The sequence below is a fragment of the Castellaniella ginsengisoli genome (assembly GCF_040955415.1).
GTDB lineage: Bacteria > Pseudomonadota > Gammaproteobacteria > Burkholderiales > Burkholderiaceae_B > Castellaniella > Castellaniella ginsengisoli.
Window position 1 is genome coordinate 554,187 of the sequence record NZ_CP158257.1, and the last position, 26,629, is coordinate 580,815.

At 66.2% G+C, this 26,629-nt stretch carries 22 protein-coding genes and 1 tRNA gene; 8 read left to right on the forward strand and 15 right to left on the reverse strand.

What is annotated here, in order from left to right; translation table 11 throughout:
- Positions 1–7 precede the first annotated feature (7 nt).
- From ABRZ00_RS02620 to ABRZ00_RS02635, 4 genes are all read left to right on the forward strand, one after another.
- Positions 8–1,264, forward strand: a complete 1,257-nt coding sequence (locus ABRZ00_RS02620) for a phospholipase A (RefSeq protein WP_368641242.1) — start codon at positions 8–10, stop codon at positions 1,262–1,264.
- Positions 1,265–1,276: 12 nt separating this feature from the next.
- Entirely contained in the window at positions 1,277–3,166 is a 1,890-nt protein-coding gene (locus ABRZ00_RS02625) for an LTA synthase family protein (protein ID WP_368644406.1), read from the forward strand.
- 66 nt (positions 3,167–3,232) lie between these two features.
- Positions 3,233–3,309: transfer RNA gene (locus ABRZ00_RS02630), tRNA-Pro, on the forward strand.
- 20 nt (positions 3,310–3,329) lie between these two features.
- Positions 3,330–3,740: a DoxX family protein gene (locus ABRZ00_RS02635; protein ID WP_343837248.1), complete on the forward strand. Its 411-nt coding sequence runs from the start codon at positions 3,330–3,332 to the stop codon at positions 3,738–3,740.
- A 48-nt stretch (positions 3,741–3,788) separates the two neighbouring features.
- Here the strand turns inward: ABRZ00_RS02635 and ABRZ00_RS02640 are convergent, their stop codons facing one another.
- From ABRZ00_RS02640 to ABRZ00_RS02650, 3 genes are read right to left on the reverse strand one after another with little or no spacing between them, the layout of a single operon-like run.
- Positions 3,789–5,153, reverse strand: coding sequence for an ATP-binding protein (locus ABRZ00_RS02640; protein ID WP_368640259.1), 1,365 nt, complete (start codon positions 5,151–5,153; stop codon positions 3,789–3,791).
- The gene (locus ABRZ00_RS02645; RefSeq protein WP_343837252.1) at positions 5,150–5,815 is read right to left on the reverse strand and encodes a response regulator transcription factor; all 666 of its coding nucleotides are present in this window, start codon (positions 5,813–5,815) and stop codon (positions 5,150–5,152) included. The genes ABRZ00_RS02640 and ABRZ00_RS02645 overlap by 4 nt, the downstream gene beginning before the upstream one ends.
- Positions 5,812–6,177, reverse strand: coding sequence for a PepSY domain-containing protein (locus ABRZ00_RS02650; RefSeq protein WP_368641239.1), 366 nt, complete (start codon positions 6,175–6,177; stop codon positions 5,812–5,814). The genes ABRZ00_RS02645 and ABRZ00_RS02650 overlap by 4 nt, the downstream gene beginning before the upstream one ends.
- 161 nt (positions 6,178–6,338) lie before the next feature.
- Between ABRZ00_RS02650 and ABRZ00_RS02655 the strand changes: the two genes are divergently transcribed.
- Positions 6,339–7,973, forward strand: coding sequence for an acyl-CoA synthetase (locus ABRZ00_RS02655; RefSeq protein WP_368641238.1), 1,635 nt, complete (start codon positions 6,339–6,341; stop codon positions 7,971–7,973).
- Here ABRZ00_RS02655 and pstB read toward each other — a convergent pair.
- The 5 genes from pstB to ppk1 all read right to left on the reverse strand — a co-directional run bounded on the left by pstB (position 7,949) and on the right by ppk1 (position 13,889).
- Positions 7,949–8,731, reverse strand: coding sequence for a phosphate ABC transporter ATP-binding protein PstB (gene pstB / locus ABRZ00_RS02660; protein WP_368641237.1), 783 nt, complete (start codon positions 8,729–8,731; stop codon positions 7,949–7,951). The two genes, ABRZ00_RS02655 and pstB, sit on opposite strands and share 25 nt — an antisense overlap.
- 13 nt (positions 8,732–8,744) lie before the next feature.
- Positions 8,745–9,605 (reverse strand): phosphate ABC transporter permease PstA, encoded by an 861-nt coding sequence (gene pstA, locus ABRZ00_RS02665; RefSeq protein ID WP_368644407.1) that lies wholly within the window; start codon positions 9,603–9,605, stop codon positions 8,745–8,747.
- A complete protein-coding gene (gene pstC / locus ABRZ00_RS02670; protein WP_368641236.1) occupies positions 9,605–10,546 on the reverse strand; it encodes a phosphate ABC transporter permease subunit PstC in 942 nt (313 codons plus the stop codon). Before pstC ends, pstA begins: the two co-directional genes overlap by 1 nt.
- Positions 10,547–10,673: 127 nt before the next feature.
- Positions 10,674–11,720 (reverse strand): phosphate ABC transporter substrate-binding protein PstS, encoded by a 1,047-nt coding sequence (gene pstS, locus ABRZ00_RS02675; RefSeq protein ID WP_368641235.1) that lies wholly within the window; start codon positions 11,718–11,720, stop codon positions 10,674–10,676.
- Between the two features lie 117 nt (positions 11,721–11,837).
- Positions 11,838–13,889 (reverse strand): polyphosphate kinase 1, encoded by a 2,052-nt coding sequence (ppk1, locus tag ABRZ00_RS02680; protein WP_368644408.1) that lies wholly within the window; start codon positions 13,887–13,889, stop codon positions 11,838–11,840.
- 98 nt (positions 13,890–13,987) lie between these two features.
- Here ppk1 and ABRZ00_RS02685 point away from each other — a divergent pair, with 98 nt between their 5' ends.
- Entirely contained in the window at positions 13,988–15,478 is a 1,491-nt protein-coding gene (locus ABRZ00_RS02685; protein ID WP_368641234.1) for an exopolyphosphatase, read from the forward strand.
- Between the two features lie 42 nt (positions 15,479–15,520).
- On the opposite strand, the gene ABRZ00_RS02690 is transcribed toward ABRZ00_RS02685, so the two are convergent.
- From ABRZ00_RS02690 to ABRZ00_RS02710, 5 genes are all read right to left on the reverse strand, one after another.
- Positions 15,521–16,270 (reverse strand): GNAT family N-acetyltransferase, encoded by a 750-nt coding sequence (locus ABRZ00_RS02690; RefSeq protein WP_368641233.1) that lies wholly within the window; start codon positions 16,268–16,270, stop codon positions 15,521–15,523.
- Between the two features lie 108 nt (positions 16,271–16,378).
- Positions 16,379–17,719, reverse strand: coding sequence for a phosphoglucosamine mutase (gene glmM / locus ABRZ00_RS02695; protein WP_343837273.1), 1,341 nt, complete (start codon positions 17,717–17,719; stop codon positions 16,379–16,381).
- The gene (folP, locus tag ABRZ00_RS02700; RefSeq protein ID WP_368641232.1) at positions 17,716–18,555 is read right to left on the reverse strand and encodes a dihydropteroate synthase; all 840 of its coding nucleotides are present in this window, start codon (positions 18,553–18,555) and stop codon (positions 17,716–17,718) included. The genes glmM and folP overlap by 4 nt, the downstream gene beginning before the upstream one ends.
- 13 nt (positions 18,556–18,568) lie before the next feature.
- Entirely contained in the window at positions 18,569–20,470 is a 1,902-nt protein-coding gene (gene ftsH / locus ABRZ00_RS02705; RefSeq protein ID WP_368644409.1) for an ATP-dependent zinc metalloprotease FtsH, read from the reverse strand.
- Between the two features lie 95 nt (positions 20,471–20,565).
- Positions 20,566–21,279 (reverse strand): RlmE family RNA methyltransferase, encoded by a 714-nt coding sequence (locus ABRZ00_RS02710; protein ID WP_368641230.1) that lies wholly within the window; start codon positions 21,277–21,279, stop codon positions 20,566–20,568.
- Between the two features lie 17 nt (positions 21,280–21,296).
- Here ABRZ00_RS02710 and ABRZ00_RS02715 point away from each other — a divergent pair, with 17 nt between their 5' ends.
- Positions 21,297–21,899 carry a YhbY family RNA-binding protein gene (locus ABRZ00_RS02715; RefSeq protein ID WP_368641229.1) on the forward strand — a complete coding sequence of 201 codons (603 nt, stop codon included), beginning with the start codon at positions 21,297–21,299 and terminating at the stop codon, positions 21,897–21,899.
- A gap of 115 nt (positions 21,900–22,014) precedes the next feature.
- Here ABRZ00_RS02715 and greA read toward each other — a convergent pair whose 3' ends face one another.
- Positions 22,015–22,491, reverse strand: a complete 477-nt coding sequence (gene greA / locus ABRZ00_RS02720) for a transcription elongation factor GreA (RefSeq protein WP_343837285.1) — start codon at positions 22,489–22,491, stop codon at positions 22,015–22,017.
- Between the two features lie 418 nt (positions 22,492–22,909).
- Here greA and ABRZ00_RS02725 point away from each other — a divergent pair, with 418 nt between their 5' ends.
- Positions 22,910–25,825, forward strand: a complete 2,916-nt coding sequence (locus ABRZ00_RS02725; RefSeq protein WP_368644410.1) for an HD domain-containing phosphohydrolase — start codon at positions 22,910–22,912, stop codon at positions 25,823–25,825.
- Here ABRZ00_RS02725 and ABRZ00_RS02730 read toward each other — a convergent pair.
- Complete coding sequence (locus tag ABRZ00_RS02730; protein WP_368644411.1) at positions 25,816–26,454, reverse strand: hypothetical protein; 639 nt, start codon at positions 26,452–26,454, stop codon at positions 25,816–25,818. The two genes, ABRZ00_RS02725 and ABRZ00_RS02730, sit on opposite strands and share 10 nt — an antisense overlap.
- Positions 26,455–26,629: the final 175 nt, after the last annotated feature.

A 26,629-nucleotide genomic window follows, 5' to 3' on the forward strand; every position in this document is an offset into this window, starting at 1 on the left:
CCACATCATGTTTCGCCTCCGGTACTCAGGCCTGCGCTACTTTTTTGTTCTTGCCATCGGCTGCCTCTGCCTGGCGTCGGGCGCCGCCCACGCGGGCCTGACGTACCGGTTGACCAGCCCGCAGGCCGGCCCCGGCAGCACCGTCGAACTTGAAGGCCTGCTGACGAACGACACCGGCGCCGCGCTCTCTACCCCGGTCGCACGGGAACTGACGGGGCAATGGATCGATGCACAGGGGCGGTCCCTGCCCGCGCACTTCCAACTGCGGACCTCGCCGGACGCCATCGATCTGCCCGCCAATACCTTCACTCGCATGGTCTGGAGCGGCCGGGTGCCGGAAAACGCGCATGGCATCCTGGCACTGCGCCTGGACGGCGTGGCCGACACCCTGCTGGCGCTGCAGGTCGATCCCATCCTCCCCGGCACGCAAGTCGCCGAGAACACGCCGGCGGGCACCGCCGGCGCACCCGCCGACGCGCCACCGGCCACGGCCCTCGCAGCCGCCCCGGCGCCGGCGGCCATGCCGACCAACGGCCTGTCGCCCTTCGATACATTCCGGAACGCGATTTCTTCCTACGAGCCCGTCTACTTCGCCGTGGGCAACCGGGGCGGCGCCAACGCCCGTTTCCAGGTCAGTTTCAAATACCGCCCTTTCAGCCCGGACGATCCCGCCCGGCCGGCTTTCATGGACAACTGGTATTTCGGCTACACCCAGACCGCCCTGTGGGACTTGCATTCGGACTCCATCCCCTTCGTGGACACGACGTACAATCCCAGCCTGTTCTGGGCGCGCGACGCGCTGTGGGCAACCGCCGACAAGCGCTGGGCCCTAGGGCTGAACGCCGGGTTCGAACACAAATCCAACGGCAAGGAAGACAAGGATTCCCGCTCTCTGAATGACTTCTACGTTCAGCCGCAAGTCGACTACCGCTTCGACGGCGGCAGTACGCTCAGCTTTCAGCCGCGCTTCAAGTACTACGCCTGGACCGACCGCGATATGGACTACCCGGGCACCCTGGGCTACGTGGACTGGAAATTGCGTTGGGCGCACGATGACGGCCTGATCCTGTCGGGCCTGTACCGTCAGGGCACGGGCGGGCGCCACGCCACCCAACTGGAAGCCGCCTGGCCCTTGAAGCGCACCTTCCTGCACATGAACGGCTACTTGTACGTGCAGTATTTCCGGGGCTACGGCGAAACATTGCTGGGCTACCACCAGAAATCCGACCCGCAACTGCGCATCGGCATTGCGCTGGTGCCCTGAGGACTCTATCCCATGCTCACCCAGATCGGGATTTTCATCCTGGCGGCCCTGGCGCTGCTGACGCTCAGCCGCCTGCTGCTGACCGCCTGGCTATGGCCCCGTGTGCGTGAGGCCGGCGGCCCCTGGCCGATCTTCCGCTGGGGCCTGCGCATCGACCTGAACCAGATCGCCATGTGGGCCGGGATTCCGCTGCTGCTGGCGCCCTGGGCGGGCGACCGCCCCCTCGCCGTCTTCCTGACCGGGCTGTGGCTGCAGGCCGTCTGGCTGCTGTTCGTGCTGCTGGAGGTGTCCACGCCCCAGTTCATCCGGGAATACGACAGCCGCCCCAACCGCCTGTACATCGACTACCTGAAATACCCCAAGGAAGTCTTCGGCATGTTGTGGAAAGGCTATAAGCTGGTTCTGCTGGCGGCCGCCCTGGGACTGGGTCTGGCGGCCTGGCTGGGCCACGCGCTGTTTGCCCAGGCGCAGCCCGACACCCTGCCCGCCTGGCCCTGGCGTATCCTGCTCACGCTGGTGTTCGCCGCCCTCGTCGCGCTGGCCATCCGGGGCACGCTGGGCCACCGCCCGATCAATCCGGCCTCGGTGGCCTGGTGCGGCGACAGCCTGCTCAACACCCTGCCCCTGACTTCCCTGTACAACGTGCTTTTCGCCCTGTATGCGATCAAGAACGAGCGCGCGGCGGCCGATGTCTACGGCGATCTGCCCGACCCGGAACTGCACGCCATCATCCAGGCGCAAGCCGGTATCCCGCCAGGCCCCCCCGAGCTCCCCACCCTGCACGCCCAGCCGCCCAGCCGGCGGCCCGCCCGGCCCCACAACCTGGTGCTGATCGTCGAGGAAAGCCTGGGCGCCCAGTACGTGGGCAACCTGGGCGGCGCCGGCCTGACGCCCTGCCTGGATGCCCTGGCGTCCGAAGGCTGGAACTTCACCCGCGCGTACGCCACCGGCACCCGCTCGGTGCGCGGCCTGGAGGCCGTCACGGCGGGCTTTCCGCCCACGCTGTCCGATGCCGCCCTGCGCCTGGGAAACGCCCAGAGCCGATTCTTCACCCTGGCCCAGTTGCTCAAGCGCCACGGCTACCGTTCGCGCTTCATCTACGGCGGCGAGGCCCACTTCGACAACATGAAGAGCTTCTTCCTGGGCAACGGCTTCGACGAACTGCACGACCTGCCGACCTTCGAGTCGCCGGCCTTCGTCGGCACCTGGGGCGCCAGCGACGAAGACATGTTCGACAAGCTGCATGCGCTGCTGTCGCAGCCCGGCGAACAACCCACCCTGCACCTGGCTTTTTCCGTCAGCAACCACACCCCCTGGGAATACCCCGCCGGCCGCATCCCGGTCGACGGCGATCCAGCCACGGTGCAACATACCGTGCGCTACGCGGACTGGGCCATCGGCCGTTTTTTCGAGCAGGCCCGCGCCAGCGACTATTGGGACCATACGGTGTTCCTGATCGTCGCCGATCACGACTCCCGCGTCGGCGGCGCCCAGCGCATCCCGCTGCGTCACTTCCACATCCCCGCCCTGATCCTGGGCGCGGGAGTCGAGGCGCGGCAAGACTCCCGCATCATCAGCCAGATCGACCTGCCGACGACGCTGTTGTCGCTGATCGGCATCGACGATGCCCACCCGATGATCGGCCACGACCTGACGCGGCCCGACGCGGGCGGCCGCGCCATGATGCAGTACGAAGAGCACTACGGCTACCTGCAAGGCGATGTCCTGGCGGTGCTGGAGCCCCACCAGGCGGCCAGTTTCTACCGCTATGCCGCGCCAGACGGCTATGCGCCGCTCGGCCCGGATCTCGAGCTCGGCCGCATCGCCCTGGCCCATGCCCTGTGGCCCACCTGGGCCTACCGGCACCACGCCCACACGCTGCCGGAGCTCCGGCTGTCCTAGGTCGTCAAAAACAAGGTCCGCAAAGGCTTTTGACCCTATGCCCCATGGTAGAATTTGCGATCCAGTCGGGGCGTAGCGCAGTCTGGTAGCGCATCTGCTTTGGGAGCAGAGGGTCGCATGTTCGAATCATGTCGCCCCGACCAACCACGATCGAGGAAACCCTATGTCTTCTTCTGCGTACGACGATCTGGGCAAGCTGGTCCTTCGCCTGGGCCTGGGCATTCTCCTGCTGCTTCACGGCCTTGCCAAACTGGACAGCGGTGTGGGTTGGATCGTGGACATGCTCGGCCAGCATGGCTTGCCCGGTTTCCTGGCCTACGGCGTCTATCTCGGCGAAGTCGTCGCGCCGATCCTGATCATCCTCGGCCTGTTCACGCGCATCGGCGGCCTTGTGATCGTACTGAACATGCTGTTCGTCTTCGGCCTGGTCCACATGGACCAGTTGTTCCTGCTGGGCAAGTCCGGCGGCTGGGAACTGGAACTGCAAGGCCTGTTCCTTTTCAGCAGCATCGCCGTCACTTTGTTCGGCGCGGGCGCCTACAGCCTGGGCGGCCGCAACGGCCGCTGGAACTGACGCCCTCCCATCCTGGATACGCCCTGCCGGCCACCTGGGGCGGCCGCCTCAGGTGGCCGGCAGGGTAATGATCACCCGGGCGCCGCCCAGGCGGCCGGTTTCAATCCGCGCCCAGCCGCCATACAGGTCGGCCAGATCGCGCACAATCCCCAGCCCCAGCCCCGAGCCCGGTGTGCGCTCGTCCGCCCGCTGTCCTCGCTCGAAGACCTGCTCGGCCCTTTCGGGGCTCAGGCCCGGGCCGTCGTCCTCGACCTGAATCGATAATTCGCCATCCTGGCAGCAAGCGGTGACGCAGACCCGGCTGCGCGCCCACTTCCCGGCATTGTCCAGCACATTGCCCAGCATTTCCTGGAAGTCCTGGGCCTCACCGCGAAACACCAAGTCTTCCGCCACACCACTCAGGTCGTAGACCAGCCCGCGCTCGGCGTGGACGCGATCCATCACGCGCACCAAGCCCTGCAGCAGGGGCAGGATCGGGCTGCGCAGGCCGGTGACACGCACCGCCGCCGCCGCCCGGGCGCGGGCCAGATGATAATCGACCTGGCGCCGGGCGGCCTCGACCTGCTCGGCCACCAGGCGCGGCAAGGCCGGATCTTCCGCCTGGGCGGCACTGGCCATCACCGCCAGGGGTGTTTTCAGGGCATGGGCCAGATTGCCGGCCTGCATGCGCGCCCGCTCCAATCCCTCGGCGTTGCGGCTCAGCACCAGGTTGAAATCCTCGACCAGCGGCCGGACTTCCATGGGGAACTTGCCCTCGATTCGCTCCGCCCGGCCTTCACGCAGCGCCGCCAGCCGTTGGCGCAACCGCGCCAGCGGCTGAAGCCCGAAGCCGACCAGCATCCAGGCCGCCGCCCCCATGCCCAGCACCAGGATGCCCAGCGCCACGGCCAGCATGCGGTCGAAGCGGCTGATCGGCTCGGCCCACAAGGCCTCATCCGCCGCCACCGACAGGATCAGCGTATCGAGCGGACCTTCGGCGGGGTGAACTTCGCGCACCCGCATCCGCAGCCGTTCGCCGCCCGGACCGGACGCCGGCATCGCGACATCCCGCCCCGGCTCCAGGCCATCGACCAGATCCGGCAGGTGCGCGTCCCACAACGAGCGCGAACGCAACAACTGGGCGAAGCGCGTGCCGGCGGAAGGCACCGAAATCTGCCAGTACAGGCCGGAGAACGGGTGGCTGAAACGCGGATCGGTCGGCTGGGAGGACAGCGAGACCCGGCCCCGCTCATCGACCTGCAGCGAGGCGGTCAGGTGGTTGAGGTGGATGTTCAGTTCGGACTGCAGTTGCGCCTGGATGTGCTGCCGGAACAATCCTTGGATGCCCCAGCCGGCCAGCGCCACGCTCAGCAGCGTCCAGGCCAGGGCGATCACCAGCAGGCGCAGACGCAGCGAGTGGCGCCGCGCCCTCATTGCGGATCGGCCGACAGACGATAGCCCAGGCCGCGCACTGTCTGGATCAAGCCGGGGGGAATCTTGCGGCGCAGGCGGGCGACGAAGACCTCGATGGTGTTCGAGTCGCGGTCGAAGTCCTGTGCATAGATATGCTCCACCAGCCGGCTGCGCGATATCACCTCGCCCTGATGCATCAGCAGGTAAGCCAGGACCCGGTATTCGTGGCTGGTCAGCTCCAGCGGCGTGGCGTCCAGCAGGATGCGGGACTGGCGCGCATCCAGCAGCAGCGGCCCGCAGCGGATCTCGGCCGTGGCGTGCCCGCCCGCCCGGCGCAGCAGCGCGCGCATGCGGGCTTCAAGCTCTTCCTGGTGGAAAGGCTTGGTCAGGTAATCATCGGCGCCCGCGTCGATGCCGGCCACTTTATCGTGCCAGTTGTCGCGCGCCGTGAGGATCAGCACCGGCATGGTCCGGCCGGCTGCGCGCCAACTGCGCAGCACCGACAGGCCGTCGCGTCCGGGCAGGCCCAGGTCCAGCACCGCCAGATCGCACGGCTCATGAAGCCCCTGGTGCTCGGCGTCCAGGCCGTCTGCCGCCACATCCACCACATAGCCGGCCTTTTCCAGCGAGGTCTTCAGTTGCGCGGCCAGCAAGGGCTCGTCCTCGACGATCAACACTCTCATGGGTGCCTCCCGCCGCGACGCAGGGGCCGCGTGCTCACCCGCACGACTTCCCCCGTGCGGGCGTCGACCTCCAGCTTGACCAGGCGGCCCTGGTCTTGCAGGATCTTGAACTCATAGCGCCAGCACCCGGCCGCCCGGCCGCCCGGCCCCTGGCAATGCCCGCCCTCGTCCTGCTCGAATTCGACCTTCAGGACCTGGCCTGGATAGTCGCGCGCCACGCGCGTCAGGATGTCCTGCAGCGGCAGCACTTCCCCCAGGGCCTGCAGCCGCTCGGCGGCGTCCCGGTCATGGTTGTGCGCCGCCGCACCCGAAGCCCAGAGCCCCAGGGCCAGCACACCTGCCAGCAACCCTCGGCGATGCATCGGCAGACTCCTCATTCAATCGATGGATCCTACGATATCAGGAAGCGCATGAACCGGAAATGAATGGCGCCACCGCATCCCGGCTCACTGGCGGCCGGGATGACGCCGCAGTACCATGACCCCTCCCCCTCCAGGCCCCGAAGCACTTGAAAGGACACGCCATGCTGCACGCCCAAGGCGACTATCGGCAGACCCGCGAAGCATTCACCTGGGTTGTGCCGGAACGCTACAACATCGGGACGGACGTCTGCGACCGCTGGGCCGACGGCAGCGGCCGCCTGGCGCTGATCGTCGATGGCGAAGACGCCCCGGCGAAACACTACACCTTCGATCAGCTCAAGCTCTGGTCGGACCGGTTGGCCCTGGCCCTGCGCGCCCGCGGCATCGCCCGGGGTGACCGGGTGGGCATCCTGCTGCCGCAATCGCTGGAGACGGCGCTGGCTCATCTGGCCGCCTACAAGCTCGGCGCCATCGCCGTGCCTCTGTTCACGCTGTTCGGCACCGAAGCGCTTCAATACCGTCTGAGCAATTCAGGCGCCCGCGCACTCATCACTCAGGCGGAAGGCCTGGACAAGATCGCCCAGATCCGCCCGGGCCTGCCGGACCTGGGCTGCGTGCTGGACATCGACGCGCAGGCCGGCGAGGCTTCGTTCTGGTCCGCGATCGAATCGCAGGAAGGCCAGCGATTCATTCCCGAGGACACCGCCGCCGACGATCCGGCCCTCATCATCTATACCTCGGGCACCACCGGCAAACCCAAGGGCGCGCTGCATGCCCACCGGGCGCTGCTCGGGCATCTGCCGGGCGTGGAAATCTCGCATAATTTCTTTCCCGACCGCGCCACGCTGATGTGGACGCCGGCGGACTGGGCCTGGATCGGCGGCCTGCTGGACGTGCTGATGCCGTCCTGGCACCACGGCGTGGCCGTGCTGGCCCGCCGTTTTGCAAAATTCGACGCCGCCGTCGCATGGCAACTCATGGCCCGGCACCGGGTCAGCCATACTTTCCTGCCGCCCACGGCCCTGAAGATGCTGCGCACGCTGCAGGATCCCGGCCGCTGCGGCCGCCTGAGCCTGGTCTCCGTGGCCAGCGGCGGCGAATCGCTGGGGCCGCAGTTGATCGAATGGGGCCGCAAGGCGCTGGGCGTGACCATCAACGAGTTCTACGGCCAGACCGAGTGCAACATGATCGTCTCGTCCTGCGCCGCCCTGTTCGAACCTCGCGCCGGCGCCATGGGCCGGCCGGTGCCGGGGCACGAAGTGTGCATCGTCGACGAAACCGGCGCTCCCCAGCCCCCCGGCGTCGAGGGCCACATCGCCGTGCGGCGGCCCGATCCGGTGATGTTTCTGCAATATTGGCAAAATCCGCAGGCCACGGCCCGCGCCTTCATTGGCGACTGGCTGGTGACGGGCGACCGGGGCGTGTCCGATGCGGACGGCTACCTCTGGTTCAAGGGCCGGGGCGACGACGTGATCACCAGCGCCGGCTACCGGATCGGGCCGGGGCCGATCGAAGACTGCCTGCTCGGCCACCCGGCCGTGCGCATGGCGGCGGTGATCGGGGTGCCCGATCCCGCGCGCACGGAGATCGTCAAGGCCTGCATCGTGCTGAATGAAGGCTATTCAGGCGATGCCGCGCTGGTGGCCGAGCTTCAGGATCACGTCCGCAGCAAGGCCGCCGCGCACGAATATCCCCGGCTGATCGAATTCATGGAGAGCCTGCCCATGACGACCACGGGCAAGGTGCAGCGCGGACTGCTGCGGGCGATGCATCAACCGAAACGTCCGGTGATGTAGTCTTCGGTTTCCTTGCGGGCGGGCTTGATGAAGACCTGGTCGGTGGGGCCGAACTCCATCAGCTCGCCCAGGTACATGTAGGCTGTGTAGTCGGAACAGCGCGCCGCCTGCTGCATGTTGTGGGTCACGATGACGACGGTGTAGTCGGATTTCAGCTCGGCGATGAGTTCTTCGATCTTGGCCGTGGAGATCGGATCCAGGGCGGAGCACGGCTCGTCGAGCAGCAGGACTTCCGGCTTGATCGCCACGCCGCGCGCAATGCACAGGCGTTGCTGTTGCCCGCCGGACAGGCTGTTGCCGCTTTGCCCGAGCTTGTCCTTGACCTCGGCCCACAGCGCGGCCTTGGTCAGGGCCCATTCCACGCGTTCATCCATTTCGCCCTTGCTCAGGCGCTCGAACAGCCGCACGCCGAAAGCGATGTTGTCGTAGATGCTCATGGGGAACGGCGTGGGCTTCTGGAACACCATGCCCACCTTGGCGCGGATCAAGGAGATATCGAGCCGCGAATTGAGCAGGTCTTCGCCGTCCAGTTCGATGGCGCCCTCGGCGCGCTGGCCCGGATAAAGCTCGAACATGCGGTTGAAGGTGCGCAACAGCGTGGATTTCCCGCACCCCGAGGGGCCGATGAACGCCGTGACCTTGTTTTCCTCGATATCCATGTTGATATCGCGCAAGGCATGGAAGCTGCCGTAATAGAAGTTCAGATTGCGCACGGCCAGCTTCGTGCGTTCTGGGGCGGCGGGCGGTTGCAGGGTCATGGTCGGAATCAGATTATTTACGGAACAGGCTGCGCGCGGCGATGTTGATCCCCAGCACCAGCAGGGTAATCAGCGCGGCGCCCGCCCAGGCCAGCCGGTTCCAGTCCTCGAAGGGACTGGCGGCATACTGGAAAATCACCACCGGCAGGTTGGCGATGGGGGCGTTCATGTTCCAGGACATGAACTGGTTGTTCAAGGCGGTAAAGAGCAGTGGCGCGGTTTCCCCGGCGATGCGGGCCACGGCCAGCAGGACGCCGGTGATGATCCCCGAGCGCGCGGCCCGGTAGCAGATGAACACCACGATGCGCCACTGCGGGCAACCCAGGGCGGCGGCGGCTTCGCGCAGGCTGTTGGGCACCAGGCCCAGCATGTTGTCGGTGGCCCGGACCACCACCGGAATGACCAGGATGGCCAGCGCGAAGGCGCCCGCCCAACCGGAATAATGCCCGACCTGCGCCACATAGATGGCATAGATGAACAGGCCGATGATGATGGACGGCGCCGACAGCAGCACGTCGTTCAGGAAGCGCGTGGCCGGCGCCAGCCAGCCCCGACGGCCGTACTCGGCCAGGTAAGTACCCGCCAGCACGCCGATGGGCGTGCCGATCAGCGTGCCGACGGCCGACATCAGCACGCTGCCGACGATGGCGTTCATCAGGCCGCCGTCGGCCCCGGGCGGCGGCGTGCTTTCCCACAGCAGCGACAAGGACAGCGCGGAGCCCCCTTTCACCAGCAGCGTGAGGATGATCCAGGCGAGCCAGAACAGGCCCGAGCCCAGTGTCAGGCCCGACAGCGCGAGCATCAGCCGATTGATCCGGCGCCGGCGGCGGTAGACCGGGTTGGCGGGGACGATGGTGGAGTCGGAGGCGGACATCAGTGCTTGGCGCCTTCCTGGCGCGTCAGTTTCAACAGCATGAGTTTCGACAAGGCCAGCACCACGGTCGTGATCAGGAACAGGAGCAGGCCCAATTCCAGCAAGGCCGATTTCTGCAGGCCGCCGGCTTCGTTGAATTCGTTCGCCAGGGCGGACGCGATGGAGTTGGACGGCGAGAAGATCGAGGACGGCAGATTGAACGCATTGCCGATCACGAAGGTGACCGCCATGGTTTCACCCAGGGCGCGCCCCAGGCCCAGCATGATCCCGCCGATGACGCCATGCTTGGTATAGGGCAGCACGACTTTCCAGACGACTTCCCAGGTGGTGCTGCCCAGGCCGTAGGCGGATTCCTTGAGCATGGGCGGCACCTGTTCGAACACATCGCGCATCACCGCCGCGATGAAGGGAATGATCATGATGGACAGGATCAGCCCCGCCGTAAACAGACCGATGCCCATCGGCGGCCCGCCGAACAGGTGTTCCAGCACCGGCACGCCTTCGAAGAAATCAACCATGTACGGCTGGATGTATTTCTGGAACAGGGGCACGAAGACGAACAGGCCCCACATGCCGTAGATGATGGACGGAATCGCGGCCAGCATCTCGATGGCCACCCCCAGCGGACGGCGCAGCCAGACGGGGGCCAGTTCCGTCAGAAACATGGCGATGCCGAAGGACACCGGCACCGCGATCAGCAGCGCCAGGAAGGCGCTGATCACCGTGCCCAGCATCGGCACCAGCGCGCCGTAGCTGTGCCGCACGGGGTCCCAGTCGTTGGTCCACAGGAATGCCAGGCCGTATTCGGCCAGGGAATCCCGGCTGCCGTAGATCAGGGACGCCATGATCCCGGCCAGCAGGATGAAGACGAAGAACGCAAACAGGCGGGTCAGGTACCGGAAACCGGTATCCACCAGAAGGCTGCGCTGCGTATTGGCCATGAGGGACTCTATCCGTGGCGACAGGATCCCCGGCATGCCGGGGATCCTCATCGGAATTCAAAACCGCTATTTTCCCACAGGCGGAGCGGCGCTGCGCCACCCCGCCGGGAAGGAAATGCAGGCGGGCTTATTTCCAGACCGCCGAACCATCCTCGCCGCGGATCTTCTCGGCCCAAATGCCGCGGATCTTGGCGGTCACGTCATCGGGCAGCGGCACGTAGTCCAGCTCGCTGGCCATGGCGCCGCCTTCACGCCAGGCCCAGTCGAAGAAAGCCAGGACTTCGCGGGCGCGCGCGGCATCGGCCTGCTTGCCGTGCACCAGGATGAAGCTCGCCGCCGTGACGGGCCACGAATCCGCGCCCGGCTCATTGTTCAGGACCAGGCCCATGCCCGGCGCCGAATCCCAATCGGCATGGGAGGCCGCCGCCGCGAACGCCTGCTGCGAGGGCTGCACGAACTGGCCGTCGCGGTTCTGCAACTGCGCCCAGGCCAGGCCGTTCTGGTGGGCGTAGGCGTATTCCACGTATCCGATGGAGTTGGCGAGCTGGCGCACGTAGGCGGCCACGCCTTCATTGCCCTTGCCGCCCTGCCCGGTGGGCCACTTGACCGCCTTGCCCTGGCCGACCTGCTCTTTCCAGGCCGGAGACACTTGGGACAAATAGTTGGTCCAGCCGAAGGTCGTGCCCGAGCCGTCGGAACGGTGCACCACCACGATGCCCCGGGAAGGCAGTTTCAGATCCTTGTTCAGCTCGGCGATCGCCGGATCGTCCCACTTCTTGATCTTGCCCAGAAAGATGTCCGCCAGCACCGGGCCGGTCAGCTTGAGCTGGCCCGCCTCGACGCCTTCGACATTGATGACCGGCACGGTGCCGCCGATGATGGCGGGGAACTGGACCAGGCCGTGCTTTTCCAGGTCCGCAGGCTTCATCGGATCGTCCGAGGCGCCGAAATCCACCGTCTTGGCGATGATCTGCTGCTGGCCGCCGCCCGAGCCGATGGACTGGTAGTTGACGCGATGGCCGGTGACTTCCTGGTATTTGGCCGCCCATTTGGCATAGATCGGATAGGGGAAGGAGGCGCCCGCCCCCGTCAGGTCGGCGGCATGCGCCGCGACGCCCGCAGCGGCCATCATCGCCAGGCCGGCGGCGCATTGCGTCAGAATTCGTTTGAACATGTCTAAACCCTTTATGGTTTGTGATGATCGGCGGCCCCGGGGGTTTCCCCGGCCGTCAGGACGACATGGTAAAGAGCGGAAGTGACAGTTTCATGACAAGCGGCCCGCGTGCCGATCTCACCCGAGCCTCGCCATCAGGTGCTGGTGCAGGTTGAACGGCGCGCGGCGGTTGCGCACGCGCAGGTAGCGGCCGTCGGGCTGGGCCGTCCAGGCCAGTTGGTTGTCCCGCCAGGCAAAGGTGAACGCTTCATCGATGACCCGGCGCCTCAGGGTCTTGTCCAAGACCGGGAAGGCGAGTTCGACCCGCCGAAGGAAATTGCGGTCCATCCAATCGGCGGAGGACAAATACAACGGTTCGGCGCCATCCTGGTAGAAATAGAACACCCGCGAATGCTCCAGGAAGCGGCCGATGATGGACCGCACCCGGATGCGGTCGGACAGCCCCGGCACGCCGGCCTGCAGGGCGCAGGCGCCGCGCACGATCAGGTCGATGCGCACGCCGGCCTGGCTGGCCTCGTACAACGCCTGGATCACCTCGGGTTCAAGCAGTGAATTCATCTTGGCGCGGATCCGCGCGCGCTTGCCGGCGCGGGCGAAGGCGGCTTCCGAGCGGATCAGGTTCAACACGGTCTCGTGCAAGGTGAAGGGCGACTGCAGCAGCAGCTTCAACTCGCGGCGCGTACCCAGCCCCGTCAACAACGAAAACACCTGATCCATGTCTTCGCACATCTGCTGATTGGCCGTCAACAGGCCGAAGTCGGTGTACAGCCGCGCCGTGCGGGGATGGTAGTTGCCTGTTCCCAGGTGCCCGTAGCGGCGGATGCGGCCATCCTCCCGGCGCAGCACCAGCGCCATCTTGGCATGGGTCTTGTGCCCCACCACACCGTAGCTGACGTGGGCGCCGACCTCTTCGAGGCGCGCAGCCCAATTGATATTGGTCTGTTCGTCGAAGCGCGCCATCAGCTCGACCACCACCGTGACCTCCTTGCCTGCCCGGGCCGCCGACAGCAGCAAGCCCATCAACTCGGAGTCTTCCCCGGTGCGGTAGATCGTCTGCTTGATGGCCACGACCTGTGGATCAAGCGCCGCGCTGCGCAGGAACATCAGCACGGGCTGGAAAGACTGGTAGGGATGATGCAGCAGATGGTCCCGCGCCGCGATCGCGGCGAACAGCTCTTCGGGCCGCTCCAGGCCCTGGTCGAACGGGGCCGGCATGCGCGGCCGGAAGACCGGGTATTCCAGGTCGGGCCGATTGACGCGGTTGCACAGTTGCATCAGCCGGGCCAGATTGACCGGGCCGTTGACGCGGTAGGTATCGGCCGCACCGAGGCCGAACTCGCGCTGCAGGAACAATTCAAGGTCGGGCGGCATGGCGTGCGCGATCTCCAGGCGCACCGAAGCTCCGAAATTGCGCTGCGACAGCTCGCCTTGCAGCGCCTGGCGCAAATTGGTGATTTCTTCCTCGTCCACGAACAGGTCGCTGTTGCGCGTCACCCGCCACTGAAAGCAGCCCTGGACATTCATGCCCGGGAACAGATCGCCGACGAACGCGTTGATCAGGGTGGTCAGCAGCATGAAGCCATCGGGGATGCCGGCGATCTCGGCGGGCACCTTGATCATGCGCGGCAGCGCTCGCGGCGCCTGGACGATGGCGATGTGGCCCTCGCGGCCGAAAGCGTCTTCGCCGCTCAGGGAAATGATGAAATTCAGGCTTTTGTTGTAGACGCGGGGAAAGGGGTGCGCCGGATCCAGGCCGATGGGCGTCAGCAGCGGCATCACGTCGCGCAGGAAGATTCCGTAGGCCCACTCCCGTTGCAGATCGGACCAGCCCGTCGAATAGATCAGGCCCACACCATGCTCCATCAGCTTGGGCATGACCTCGCTGGTCAGCAGGCGATTCTGGCGGTCGACCAAGGCATGGGCGGCCCGCTGCACCCGGTCGAACGCCTCATCGGGCGTCATGCCGTCCACGCCTCGCAGTTCCGGCGTCTGGCGCTGCTGCTCTTTGAGGCTGGCCATGCGGATCTCGAAGAACTCGTCCAGATTCGAACCGACGATGCATAGATAGCGCAGGCGCTCGAGGACCGGCACGTCCGTGCGCTCGGCCTTGGAAAGCACCCTCTCGTTGAATTTCAGCACCGACAATTCGCGATTCAGAAGAACCGGCATTCCCTCGACGGCCTGCATGCACGCCTCACAATTCTGTCATGGATCGGCCACTATAATCGCACAGTGTGACATTCTCTGTTAAGGGTTCATCCTGGACCATGGATAACCGGCTCGCCTCGATCGACCTGGGTTCGAATACCTTCCGGCTATCCATCGGACGCGTCGTGCGTCACGGTGCCGGCGCCCAGATTTATGCCGAAGACAAACTGCGCGAACTGGTCGCCCTGGCCAACGGCCTGGACGACCACATGCGCATCGACGCCGCCACCGTAGAGCAGGCCCTGGCGGCCTTGCGGCGCTTTGGCGAACGGCTGCGCGGGTTTCCTCCCGCCAACGTCCGCGCCGTGGCCACCAATACCTTCCGGGTGGCTCGCAACGCGGCCGAGATCCTGCCCGCGGCGGAACAGGCCCTGGGTTTCCCGATCGAAATCATTTCCGGCCAGGAAGAAGCACGGCTGATCTACCTGGGCGTGATCCAGGACCTGCCCCCCTCGGACCACCGGCGGCTGGTGATCGACATCGGCGGCGGTTCCACCGAATTCATCATCGGCCGGCGAGGCCAGCCCCTGGAACTGGCCTCGCTGGAAATGGGCTGCACCACCTGGACGCGGCAGTTCTTTCCTCAAGGACGCATCACGCCGGCCCGCATGCGCCAGGCCATCCTGGCGGCACGCGGAGCCCTGGAGTCCATTTCCAGCCGCTATCGCGGCACAGGCTGGGAAGAAGCGTACGGTTCGTCGGGAACCGCCAAGGGCCTGCTGGCCGTTCTGACTGAAAACGGCTTCAGTCCCCGGGACATCACTCTGGATGGCATGGAGCGGTTGCGCGACGCGCTGGAGCGCAAAGGCGTGGTCCGCCTGGAAGACTGGGCCGGACTGAAGGCCGAGCGCGTGCCGGTGCTGCCCGGCGGCCTGGCGATCATGATCGCCGCCTTCCAGGAACTGGGCATCGACCGCATGCAGGCGGGCGACGGCGCCCTGCGCGTCGGCGTGCTGCACGACCTGCTGGGCCGCGACCTGCACCAGGACCAGCGCGACGAAACCGTGTGCCAGATGCGCGACCGCTACCAGTTGGACACAGCCCAGGCCGGCCGCGTCCGCACCCTGGCGCTGCAGTTCTTCGACCAGCTCGGCCTGGAGGCCGGCACCGAAACAGCCGAACTGCGCCGGGCGTTGGGCTGGACCGCCGATCTGCACGAGATCGGCCTGGCCATCGCCCGCGGCGATTATCACAAACACAGCGCCTATATCCTGCAGCATGCCGACATGCCCGGTTTCTCGCACGACGACCAGCGGCTGCTGGCCTTCCTGGCCCTGGGGCATCAGGGGCGCCTCGCCAAAGTCCGCAGCTATGCGCCCGACCGCGCGCGCTGGCTGGCCTTGTGCTGCCTGCGCCTGGCGGTCCTGCTGCTGCGCCGCAGAGAGCCCTTGGGCGCACTGCCCCTGCGGCTGGACGTCCACGCGCAGCACGTCTGCCTGCACATCCAGCCGGGCTGGCTCGCCTCCCGCCCCCTGAGCGGCTTCCAACTGAAAAAAGAGGCGGCGATCTGGCGCAAGGCCGGCTTCGTTCTGGAAGTCGTCGAACGCTGACCGATCCCGGCCAGCCGGGCGTCCCCGCCCGCCCGGCGGCCGCTACCCGATCCCGAAATGCCGCCGGTAGCGTGCATCCAGCCGCTCCAGATCCAGCAGGATCGGAAAATCGGCCGTATGAAAATCGGGATCCCAGGCTGGGGCGCCGCAGATGGTCGCACCCAGCGCCAGATAGCCCTTGATCAAAGGCGGCACCCGTGCCGGCAGCGTGCTGTCGAGGCGATCCACGGGATAGGGGTGCAGGGGGCGGATGCGCGGCATCCCGGTATTGCGGGCCATCAGGGCGCATGCCCTGCGCCAGACTTCCGAGGCCGTGGTGCCGCCGTCGCGCAGGCTGACGCTGGCGCAGCCCAGCATATAGCGGTAGCCGCCCTGCTTCATGACCTGGGCCAGTCCGGACCATAACAGCATGATGACCGTGCCGTGCCGGAACTCGGCGTCGATGCAGGAACGGCCGACCTCGACCAGTTGCGGACGCAGTGCGGCCAACGGCTCCAGGTCGAATTCAGACTCGGAATAGTAGCCGCCCGCCTGGCGGGCGGCCTCGGGCGTCAGAAGCCGGTAGGTACCCACCACCCGGCCGGTGCCCATATCGCGCACCATGAAATGGACACACCAGGGATCGAAGCGATCGACGTCGCGGTCGCCTAAGGCCTGAGGGAACACCGCGCCCAGGTCTTCCGTGAACACCCGGAACCGCAGGCGCTGCAAGGCCTCCAGATCGGCCGGGGTGCGGGCGATGGTCAAGGCCAGTCCGCCGGCCTCGGCCCCCGGCCAATCTATGCGTTTCATCGATCCCGCGTGTACGGAAGACATAGAGACGAGCATGGTGGATTCCCGGAAGTGATGATACCGGGCTTATTCTGCCAATGCTCTGTGTGAATCATGTGACAGCCACGCTCAGGCCAGTTTGACCGCCACGAGCCGGCGTACGCTTTCCTCGGCCAGGGCCTCGTCGTCGGCCTCTACCATGAGGCGCAGCTTGGGCTCGGTGCCCGAAGCCCGGATCAGCACCCGGCCGCGATCGCCCAGCGCCGCGCGCACCGCATCGGCGGCTTCTTGGAGGCCGGCGTGCGCCCGCCAGTCCAGGCCGGGGGCCAATGGCACATTGACCATCTTCTGCGCATACATGGACAAGTCGGACACCAGATCCGCCAGGGACGCGCCCGCGTGAAGCATGGCGGCCAGCACCTGCAAGGCGGCCACGATGCCATCGCCCGTGGTGTGGCGATCCAGGCACAGCAGATGGCCGGAGCTCTCGCCGCCATACAGCCAGCCGTGGCGATGCAGGACCTCCAGTACGTAACGGTCGCCGACCTGGGCCCGCTCGAACGGAATGCCCAATTCGCGCATGCGGCGCTCGAAGCCGAAATTCGTCATCAGCGTGCCGACCACCCCCTGGACGGGCTGCGATCGCGCACGGTCGCGCACGATGGCATAGAGCAGTTCATCGCCATTGAACAGGCGGCCGGAGGCATCCACCATCTGCAGGCGGTCGGCGTCGCCGTCCAGGGCCACGCCCAGATCCGCGCCCTGAGCCGCGACGGCGGCGGCCAGGGTTTCAGGATGGGTGGCGCCGACCTTTTCGTTGATGTTGAAACCGTCGGGTTCGCAACCGATCACGGACACCTCGGCGCCCAGTTCGCGGAACACATGAGGGGCGATGTGGTAGGCGGCGCCGTTGGCCGCATCCACCACGATCTTCAAGCCCTGCAGATCGAGCTCGCTGGGAAAGGTGCTCTTGCAGAACTCGATGTAGCGGCCGGCGGCATCGTTGATGCGCCGCGCGCGGCCCAGGCCGGCCGAATCGGCGCAACCCAGCGGTTCGTCCAGCAGCGCCTCGATGGCGGCCTCGGTCTCGTCGGGCAGCTTGGCGCCGGCCCCGGAAAAGAACTTGATGCCGTTGTCATAGTGAGGATTGTGAGAGGCGCTGATCACGATCCCCGCCGCCAGGCGCCAGGCGCGGGTCAGGTAGGCAACCGCCGGCGTCGGGATGGGGCCGGCCAGCATCACGTCGACCCCGGCAGCCGACAAACCCGCCTCGAGCGCGGATTCCAGCATGTAGCCGGAAATACGGGTGTCCTTGCCGATGACCACCGTAGGCCGGCCGGCCGACACGGCACCGCGCGCCAGCACACGGCCCGCCGCGTAGCCCAGCCGCAAGGCGAACTCGGCATTGATCCGATCACCCCCGACGATGCCTCGCACCCCGTCGGTCCCGAAATACTTGCGTGCGCTCATGCACGGACTCCTTGTTCTACGGCCGACCATACCCGCAGGGCATCCACGGTGTCGGCCACGTCATGAACGCGCAGGATATGCGCCCCCCGCACCGCCCCGGCCAGGGCCGCCGCCACGCTGCCGCCCAGGCGCCGGGAGGCGGGCCGCCCCGTGACGGCGCCAATCATGGATTTGCGCGACAGGCCCAGCAGGCTGGGGTATTCCTGGCCCACGGCCTGCGGCAGTTGCTGCAGCAAGGTGTAATTGTGCGCCGCCGTCTTGCCGAAACCGAATCCGGGATCGAGCACGATGCGCGCCGCCGCAATGCCCGCCTGGCGCAGGCGCTGGGCGCCCCGATCCAGGTAGTCGCGCACCTCCGCGACCACGTCCTGGTAGACCGGCGCATCCTGCATGGTGCGCGGTTCGCCGCGCATGTGCATCAGGCACAGCGCACACCCGGAATCCGCCACGGCCTCGATCGCGCCCGGCGCCGAAAAGCCGCCGATATCGTTGATCATGTCGGCGCCCGCCGCCAGGACGGCCCGCATTACGTCGGGTTTGCAGGTGTCCACGGACAGCGGCACGCCGCAGTCGCGCAAGGCTTCGATCACGGGCAGGATGCGGCGCAGTTCTTCGTCGGCCGGGACGGCCTGCGCGCCGGGGCGGGTGGATTCGCCGCCGATGTCGAGCAGATCGGCGCCTTCCTCGACCAGCAGGCGCGCATGGGCGACGGCTTCGTCAGCCCGGAAATGCTCGTTGCCGTCGGAAAACGAATCCGGCGTGACATTCACGATCCCCATGACCAGGGGGCGCTCCAGGGACAAGCGGAAACGCCCGCACTGAATAGGATCAGGCATACCAAGGATCGAATCAGACAGGGGTGGCGGCGGGACCCGTATCATTGCCGGAGGCCGGCTGCCCGGACGCCGGGGTCTGCGGCGTGTCGCCCCCCGAGGGCGGCGTCTGCGGCGCGCGCGGCGGACGGCCGGACATGATGTCCTCGATCTGCTCCGCATCGATGGTTTCCCACTCGAGTAGCGCATTGGCCATGGCATGCATCTTGTCCTGGTTGGACTCGATCAGGTTGCGCGCCACGGTGTACTGCTCGTCGATGATGCGGCGAATCTCGGAATCGACCTTCTGCATGGTGGCTTCGGACACATGCGTGGTCTTGGTCACGCTGCGGCCCAGGAAGACCTCGCCCTCGTTTTCGGCGTACACCACCGGCCCCAGGGAATCGGTCATGCCGTAGCGCGTGACGATGTCGCGCGCAATCGCGGTGGCGCGTTCGAAGTCGTTGGAGGCGCCCGTGGTCATCTGGCCCATGAAGACCTCTTCGGCGATCCGGCCGCCGAACAGCACCGCGATGGTGTTCAGCAAGCGTTCCTTGTCCATGCTGTAGCGGTCGCCCTCGGGCAGTTGCATCGTCACCCCCAGCGCGCGGCCGCGCGGAATGATGGTGACCTTGTGCACCGGATCGGTCTTGGGCAGCAGACGCGCCACCAGCGCGTGGCCGGACTCGTGGTAGGCCGTGTTGCGGCGCTCTTCCTCGGGCATGATCATGGAGCGGCGCTCCGCGCCCATGATGATCTTGTCCTTGGCCTTTTCCAGGTCGGACATATCGACCGTGCGGCCGTTGCGGCGCGCGGCGAACAGCGCCGCCTCGTTGATCAGGTTGGCCAGGTCGGCGCCGGAAAACCCGGGGGTGCCGCGCGCCAGCACGCTCGCATCGACGTTCTGGGCGATGGGCACCTTGCGCATGTGGACTTTCAGGATCTGCTCGCGGCCGCGGATGTCGGGCAGCGACACGACCACCTGGCGATCGAAGCGGCCCGGGCGCAGCAGCGCCGGATCGAGCACGTCGGGCCGGTTGGTGGCGGCGATCACCAGCACGCCCTGGCCGGTCTCGAAACCGTCCATCTCGACCAGCAACTGGTTCAGGGTCTGCTCGCGCTCGTCGTTGCCCCCGCCCAGGCCGGCGCCGCGCTGGCGGCCCACGGCATCGATTTCATCGATGAAGATGATGCAGGGAGACTGCTTCTTGGCGTTCTCGAACATGTCGCGCACGCGGGCCGCGCCCACGCCGACGAACATTTCGACGAAATCGGAACCGGAGATGCTGAAGAACGGCACCTTGGCCTCGCCGGCGATGGCCTTGGCCAGCAAGGTCTTGCCGGTGCCCGGAGGGCCGACCATCAGCACACCGCGCGGAATGCGGCCGCCCAGGCGCTGGAACTTGGTGGGATCGCGCAGGAAGTCGACGAGTTCCTGGACGTCTTCCTTGGCCTCGTCGCAGCCGGCGACGTCCGCAAACGTGATGTTGTTGTTGTTTTCGTCCATCATGCGCGCACGCGACTTGCCGAAGCTGAAGGCCCCGCCCTTGCCGCCGCCCTGCATCTGGCGCATGAAGAAAATCCACACCCCGATCAACAGCAGCATCGGGAACCAGGAGATGAACAAGCTGGTGAGGAAGGAAGGTTCCTCGCGGGCCTTGCCGGAAACCTGGACGCCGTTCTTGACCAGTTCGGGCACCATCCAGAGGTCGCCCGGCGAGGTCAGGCTGTACGAACGGCCGGACTCCGGCGACACGTAGATCGTATCGCCCTGGATATCGACCTTGTCGATGCGGCCGGCACGGGCATCGTTCATGAATTGCGTGTAACTGACCGAATCCCCGCCCGCGACCGGATGTCCGTCGAACTGCTTGAACACCGTGAAGAGTACGAGCGCGATCACCAGCCAGACCGCAATCTTGGAAAACGAGTTGTTCAAAGCCAACCTCCTGGGTATGTACCGCTGCCTGCCCGCCGCCTGCGCGCCGCACCCGGCGCGCATAATTACAACAAGCTGACAAATACGTCAATGCTTCATTCTACCTGAATCCGCCAGGCGGACGCAGCGCCGTCCGTGTTGCCCCGGACGCCGTCCGGACCTTGCGCGGCGGACGGGTTTTTCAATCCGCGGCCGAGCAGGAAGGTCTCGGAGGATTCACCCCGGGAGGCCTTGGGCTTGCGCTCGACCACCCGCGTGAAATGCTGCTTGAACATCTGCACGGTCTGGGAGAACCCGCTGCCGTGAAAGGCCTTGACGATCAAGGCGCCCTCCGGCTTGAGGTGACTGCAGGCGAATTCCAGCGCCAGCTCGCAGACATGGGCGATGCGGGCGGAATCCGCCGAGGCCACACCGGATAGATTGGGGGCCATGTCGGAAATCACAAGGTCTACGGCCCGGCCCCCCAGCCGCTCGTGCAACTGCGCCAGGACGTCGTCCTCGCGGAAATCGCCCTGAATGAACTCCACCCCGGCGATGGGCTCCATGGGCAGCAGATCCAGCGCCAGCACACGGCCGTCGATCACGCCGCCCGGCCCCAGCAGGCGCTCGCGCACGACCTGCGACCAACTGCCCGGGGCCGAGCCCAGATCCACGACCACGTCGCCGCGCCGCAATAGTTTTTCCGTATCCAGGATCTCCGTCAGCTTGAAGGCGGCGCGGGCGCGGTAGCCCTTCTGTTGCGCCATTTTCACGTAAGGATCGTGAATATGCCGTTGAACCCAGGCTTTGGAGAATTTTTTCTTGGCCATTCTCGTACAATTCCAGTATGCCGAAACTCGAACTGACCTCTCAGCAGCGCAGCGCTTTGCGCGCCGCCGCTCATCCCCTGCATCCCGTCGTCCTGATCGGCGACCGCGGCCTGACGGCCGCTGTGCTGGAAGAAATCGACCGCACCCTGGCGGCCCATGAACTGATCAAGATCCGTGTCGCCGGCGCCGAGCGCGACGAGCGCGATGCGATGCTGACGGAAATCTGCGAAACGCTATCCTGCGCCGCAGTGCATCATCTCGGCAAAACGCTGATTATCTATCGACCCGATCTGCTTGCGCAACAAGCCGCCCAGGCCACCGAGAACGCCACCCGGGCCGTGCGCCGGAAATCCGAGCCTTACGTGCCTAAAAAACAGGCCGCGCAGCCTCGCGCAGCCCGCCCCGCCTCGCAGCGCGCCGCCGGCGCAAACCGGGCCGATCAGGCGCAAGACCCTGCGGCGGGGACCGCAAAATCCCGCATGGCTGCCAGCCGCGGCACCGGCAAGCCGGCACGGAACGGCCGCGCCGATGCGGGCCATGGCATTCCGCGTCGCAGTGGCGGCGGCAGCGCCCTGTCGTTGCGCGCCGGCGCCCGGCGCGGCCGCACGAGCCGCGGCTGACACCACCTGTTCTCCTTGCCCGCGGCGCCGCAGGCGCCGCCGGGCAGGCCGCCACAGGCCGGGTCGCGCCGCACCCCATCAGGCGTGCGGCGCGACCCGGCCAAAGGCGTGCCCGTCATTCATAGCTGACGGAGCAGACTTCATATTCGCGCACACCGGCCGGCGCGCGCACTTCGACCACATCGCCTTCGCTCTTGCCGATCAGCGCCCGGGCCACGGGGCTGGACACGGAGATCATGTTGGCGCGGATATCGGCTTCCAGATCGCCGACGATCTGGTAGGTCAGGCGTTCGCCCGACTCCAGGTCTTCGATCTGGACGGTGGCGCCGAAGACCGCCTGGCCGGACACGTCCAGGTCGGCGGGATTGATGATCTGGGCATTGGACAGAGTGCCCTCGAGTTCCTGGATGCGCCCCTCGATGAAGCCCTGGCGTTCGCGCGCGGCATCGTATTCGGCATTTTCGGACAGATCGCCCTGGGCTCGCGCCTCGGCGATGGCGTTAATGACCTCGGGGCGCTCGACCGTCTTCAGACGGTGCAATTCAGCCTGTAAGCGCTCTGCCCCGCGAGCTGTCAAAGGGATCGCAGACATAGTTTTTGACTCAAAAGTAAAAGACGCCCCATGCGCGGGGCGCCTGACAACGAAAGAAGATGGGCGATGTGTGGTGGTTCCGGCCCGCTGGGGGCTGCCTGGCTCTGTGCGCCCGTGTGGGCCGATGAGAGACGGGCAATGGCATGGCGCCGCCCGCATCCCGACCAGGTGGCCTGCCGGCTCGCCCGTGAAAAACCCCGGCCAAAACCGGGGTGCTGGAGACTATTGTGGTCAATCCGGCAGGAAAAAGCAAGCCCTGCCGGCAGGATGCGGCGTCAGGGTAAAACCGCCTTTTCGCTCTTGCCCGCAACCGGCATGATTCAGGCGCCGTTTCCATACTGGGCCACTATACAATCCAAGCCTGAACATTCGATGAAAATAGCCCGCCGGGGCCTCTTTCCCGGCCGCCGGAGCGGAAATGCGAAACGACACCAACAGCCCCATGCCGCATGCCCCCCGTTCTGCACGCGCCTGGCCCATCCGGCACATCATCGCCGGCACCACGGTCGTCGCCATGGCGCTCGTGGCCGTCGTGCTGATTTCGCTGAGCTGGTTCGGATCCAAGCGGGCTTTCCTCGACATGGCGCAGATCGTCGCGCTCAATGCCAGCCAACTGACCGCCGAGCGGTCCCGTCGGATGATCGCGCCGGGCGAAGCCATGCTGAACGCTCTCGCCTCCAATCCCTTCATCCTCACGTTGCGGGACCACGAGGAACGGATGCTGCGCACCACGCTGGCGCCGGCGCTGGCGGCCAACCCGTTGGTATCCACGCTTTACGTCGGCTACCGGAACGGCGATTTTTTCTCGCTGCGGCCTTTGCAGGACGAGGAAACCCGGCGCTATTTCCAGGCGCCGCCCCACGCCAATTACCTCATCAGCTCGCTCGCCCGCCTCGAAGACGGTTCCACCCGCCAACGCCTGTTTTTCTACGACGCGCATCATGAGCTGCTGGCGCAAAGGGACCAGACCGGGAACGCATTCGATCCACGCACGCGCCCCTGGTACACCCGCTCGATCGACAGCGACGAAGTCGTGATTTCGGGGCCCTATGTGTTCTTTACGAACCACCAGATCGGGATCTCCCTGTCCCGCCCGACCCGCTCGGGGCAAGCCGTCATGGGCGCGGACATCACCCTGACGGATCTAGGCAAAGGTCTCGCCAGCCTGCGCATGGCGCCCAGCGCCGAGCTGGCCCTGACGACCCCGGACGGCGCCCTCATCGCCTACAGCGGCGAAGCGGCGCCGACATCGATCCAGAACGATGGGCAGCCAAGGCTGCCGTCCCTGGAGGACCTGGACGCAGCGGCGTTGTCCCGCCTGTGGAAAACGACCCCGTCCCCGGGCGATTCCATCGTCCTGTATGAAGAGAATGGCCGGGAATGGCTGGGGGCCGCATTCCCGTTCGACGGCATCCGGGGGCTCGACCTGCAGTTGCTGGTCACCGCGCCCGCCGATGAGCTCCTGGGCGACCTGGCGCGCAACCGGATGCACATGGTCCTCATTTCATCCCTCCTGATCCTGTTGCTTCTGCCGCTTGGATGGCGCACTGGCAGCTCCGTGGGTCACGTGCTGGAACGCTTGACGGAACGTGCGCGAAGAATGTCCCAGTTCGACTTCAGCCGCCCCGGATCGGGGCCGACGCGCCTGCGCGAGGCCCGCGAACTCGACCAGGTCATGAACCACGTCGGCGGCACGGTCCAGGCCTTCCTGGAAATCAGCCGGACACTGGGCTCCGAGCCGCGCATTGAAGCCATGCTTGCCCAAGTGCTGGAAAAACTCGTCAAGGCCACGCGCTGCCTGGACGGCGCCGTCTACCTCACGGAGGACGGGCGGGAATCCCTGCTGCTGGCCGCGACGTTCAACGGCGGGAAAGAGGCGCTGGAAGGCGGCGCCTGGCCGGAGCACTGGCCGCCGCCGGATGCGGGCATGAACGAGGACGGCCCGCATGAGCGGATCACGTTCGAATTGCGCAGCCGCCGGGGCCACCTGGAAGGATTGCTCGTGCTGACCCATGCGCGGGATCCGGAACACACCTCGCCCGAGTTCCTATCGTTCACGAACCAGTTGACCGGCATGCTGGCCATGTCCATCGAGGCGCGCCAGTTCATGCAGGCCCAGAAGGAGCTGCTGGATGCGATCATCCGCGTCCTGGCCGATGCCATCGACGCCAAGAGCCCCTACACCGGCGGTCATTGCGAACGCGTTCCCCAACTGGCCATCATGCTGGCCGACCAGATCGCGGCGGAAACCAGCGGGCCGTACGCCGACTTCGCTCTGAACGAAGATGAGCGCTATGAATTCCGCCTCGCCGCCTGGCTGCACGATTGCGGCAAGGTCACCAGCCCCGAGCACATCATCGACAAGGCCACGAAACTGGAGGTCATCCACAACCGGATCCATGAAATCCGCATGCGTTTCGAAGTCCTGTGGCGCGATGCCGAGATCAGCCACCTGCAGGCCAGGCTCGCGGGCGAAGATGAGGAACGCGCCGTCGCCGCCCTGAATGCGCGGCATGCGCAATTGCAGGACGACTTCCGGTTCGTCGCCCAATGCAACATCGGCGGGGAATTCCTTTCCGACGAGGCGATCGCACGCCTGTACCGGATTGCGGAAACGACCTGGCTGCGCCATTTCGACGACAGCATCGGCCTGTCTTCGGCCGAACTCGCCAAACTGGCGATCAGCCGTCCGCACCCGCCCGAGCTGCCCGCCGCCGAACCGCTGCTGGCCGACAAGCCCGAGCACATCGTGCCATGGGATGAGGCGCGCAAGCCCGCAGTGGAGCGCGACGATCCGCGCAACACGCTGGGGTTCGACATGAAACTGCCGGCGTGCCGGCAAAATGCGGGGGAATTGCACAACCTGACCATCCGCCGCGGCACGCTGACGGAAGAGGACCGCTTCGCGATCAACGATCACATGGTCCAGACCTTGTCCATGCTGACCCAACTGCCCTGGCCGCGCCATCTGGCGCGGGTGCCCGACATCGCAGCCAATCACCACGAAAGAATGGACGGCGCCGGCTATCCGCGCCGCATTCCGGGAGAAAGGCTGCAGCTCACCGAACGCATCATGGCCCTGGTCGACGTCTTCGAAGCGCTGACGGCCGCCGACCGCCCCTACAAGCCGCCCAAGACCCTGTCCGAGTCCCTGCGCATCATGGCATTCATGTGCAGGGACGGGCATCTCGACCCTCAACTGTACTTGTACTTCCTGCGCAGTCCCGTCTGGATGGCCTATGCGCGCGACTTCATGAAGCCGGCGCAGATCGACGCCGTGGATGCCGAAGCCCTGGCGCGCATTGCCGAGGGCGCCCAAACGCCTCAGGCGTAGGTCTTGAGGGTGCTCGCCCCGGGCCTGAGCAAATCCAGGAATGCATTGGCCGGGCTGGTGTCGCCGCGCGCGGCCAGGATGGCGTCGACGTCCACCTTGCCGGGCTCCTGCGCCTTGTAGACGCCGACCATCGCATCCGTGATGTCCTCCGGATACAACGTGGACACTTCCTTGATCGCATTCCAGACATCGAGCTTGTCGCCGAAGCCATTGTTCTGCAGCCCCAGGTCTCCGCCCCCGGTCTTGAAAGCCGAATAGGCGATCTCCTCCGGGTTCTTGTTCTTGCTCAAGCCCTCGTAGGACGCATTGCCGCCGCCGTACGTCATCATATTGCGCAGCCAGATCGCCGCACGTCCCAGGTACGAAGTCTGTGCCTGATGCTCTTCTTTGATCTTGCTGCGCACTTCGTAGGCCTCGCGCGCCAGATCCTCGCCGAAACACTGTTCCTGATCATGGAATTCCTGGAATTTCGTCTTGAATTCCTGGTAGGCTTCGCTGATCTTCACGTTGTAGCTTTCCCGGACCCCTTCATCGCCACGCGGCTGCTTGGCGCTTTCGGCAGCCGGCGCGCTCTTGGGCTCCTGCGCGCCCCAGGAAAGGTAGGAATTCACGGCACTGATGACACTCATTTCTGGTTTCTCTCAAGTTGGGTACAAGCCTGGGCCGGAGGGTTTCCGGGACTACCAAGGCCTCGTGCCGGGTAAGTAACCATTGAAAAACAAGAGGTTCCATTTTGCGCACATGAAGCCTCGAAGCCGTATCGGGCCCGGGGCGCGGCGCCCCGTCCCGGGCGGAAAAGGGCAA

Bases quoted from the DNA above. Each gene is read 5' to 3' on its own strand.
- ABRZ00_RS02620 (WP_368641242.1), top strand. From the start codon at position 8: ATGTTTCGCCTCCGGTACTCAGGCCTGCGCTACTTTTTTGTTCTTGCC.
- ABRZ00_RS02625 (WP_368644406.1), top strand. From the start codon at position 1,277: ATGCTCACCCAGATCGGGATTTTCATCCTGGCGGCCCTGGCGCTGCTG.
- ABRZ00_RS02635 (WP_343837248.1), top strand. From the start codon at position 3,330: ATGTCTTCTTCTGCGTACGACGATCTGGGCAAGCTGGTCCTTCGCCTG.
- ABRZ00_RS02640 (WP_368640259.1), bottom strand. From the start codon at position 5,153: ATGAGGGCGCGGCGCCACTCGCTGCGTCTGCGCCTGCTGGTGATCGCC.
- ABRZ00_RS02645 (WP_343837252.1), bottom strand. From the start codon at position 5,815: ATGAGAGTGTTGATCGTCGAGGACGAGCCCTTGCTGGCCGCGCAACTG.
- ABRZ00_RS02650 (WP_368641239.1), bottom strand. From the start codon at position 6,177: ATGCATCGCCGAGGGTTGCTGGCAGGTGTGCTGGCCCTGGGGCTCTGG.
- ABRZ00_RS02655 (WP_368641238.1), top strand. From the start codon at position 6,339: ATGCTGCACGCCCAAGGCGACTATCGGCAGACCCGCGAAGCATTCACC.
- pstB (WP_368641237.1), bottom strand. From the start codon at position 8,731: ATGACCCTGCAACCGCCCGCCGCCCCAGAACGCACGAAGCTGGCCGTG.
- pstA (WP_368644407.1), bottom strand. From the start codon at position 9,605: ATGTCCGCCTCCGACTCCACCATCGTCCCCGCCAACCCGGTCTACCGC.
- pstC (WP_368641236.1), bottom strand. From the start codon at position 10,546: ATGGCCAATACGCAGCGCAGCCTTCTGGTGGATACCGGTTTCCGGTAC.
- pstS (WP_368641235.1), bottom strand. From the start codon at position 11,720: ATGTTCAAACGAATTCTGACGCAATGCGCCGCCGGCCTGGCGATGATG.
- ppk1 (WP_368644408.1), bottom strand. From the start codon at position 13,889: ATGCCGGTTCTTCTGAATCGCGAATTGTCGGTGCTGAAATTCAACGAG.
- ABRZ00_RS02685 (WP_368641234.1), top strand. From the start codon at position 13,988: ATGGATAACCGGCTCGCCTCGATCGACCTGGGTTCGAATACCTTCCGG.
- ABRZ00_RS02690 (WP_368641233.1), bottom strand. From the start codon at position 16,270: ATGAAACGCATAGATTGGCCGGGGGCCGAGGCCGGCGGACTGGCCTTG.
- glmM (WP_343837273.1), bottom strand. From the start codon at position 17,719: ATGAGCGCACGCAAGTATTTCGGGACCGACGGGGTGCGAGGCATCGTC.
- folP (WP_368641232.1), bottom strand. From the start codon at position 18,555: ATGCCTGATCCTATTCAGTGCGGGCGTTTCCGCTTGTCCCTGGAGCGC.
- ABRZ00_RS02710 (WP_368641230.1), bottom strand. From the start codon at position 21,279: ATGGCCAAGAAAAAATTCTCCAAAGCCTGGGTTCAACGGCATATTCAC.
- ABRZ00_RS02715 (WP_368641229.1), top strand. From the start codon at position 21,297: ATGCCGAAACTCGAACTGACCTCTCAGCAGCGCAGCGCTTTGCGCGCC.
- greA (WP_343837285.1), bottom strand. From the start codon at position 22,491: ATGTCTGCGATCCCTTTGACAGCTCGCGGGGCAGAGCGCTTACAGGCT.
- ABRZ00_RS02725 (WP_368644410.1), top strand. From the start codon at position 22,910: ATGCGAAACGACACCAACAGCCCCATGCCGCATGCCCCCCGTTCTGCA.
- ABRZ00_RS02730 (WP_368644411.1), bottom strand. From the start codon at position 26,454: ATGAGTGTCATCAGTGCCGTGAATTCCTACCTTTCCTGGGGCGCGCAG.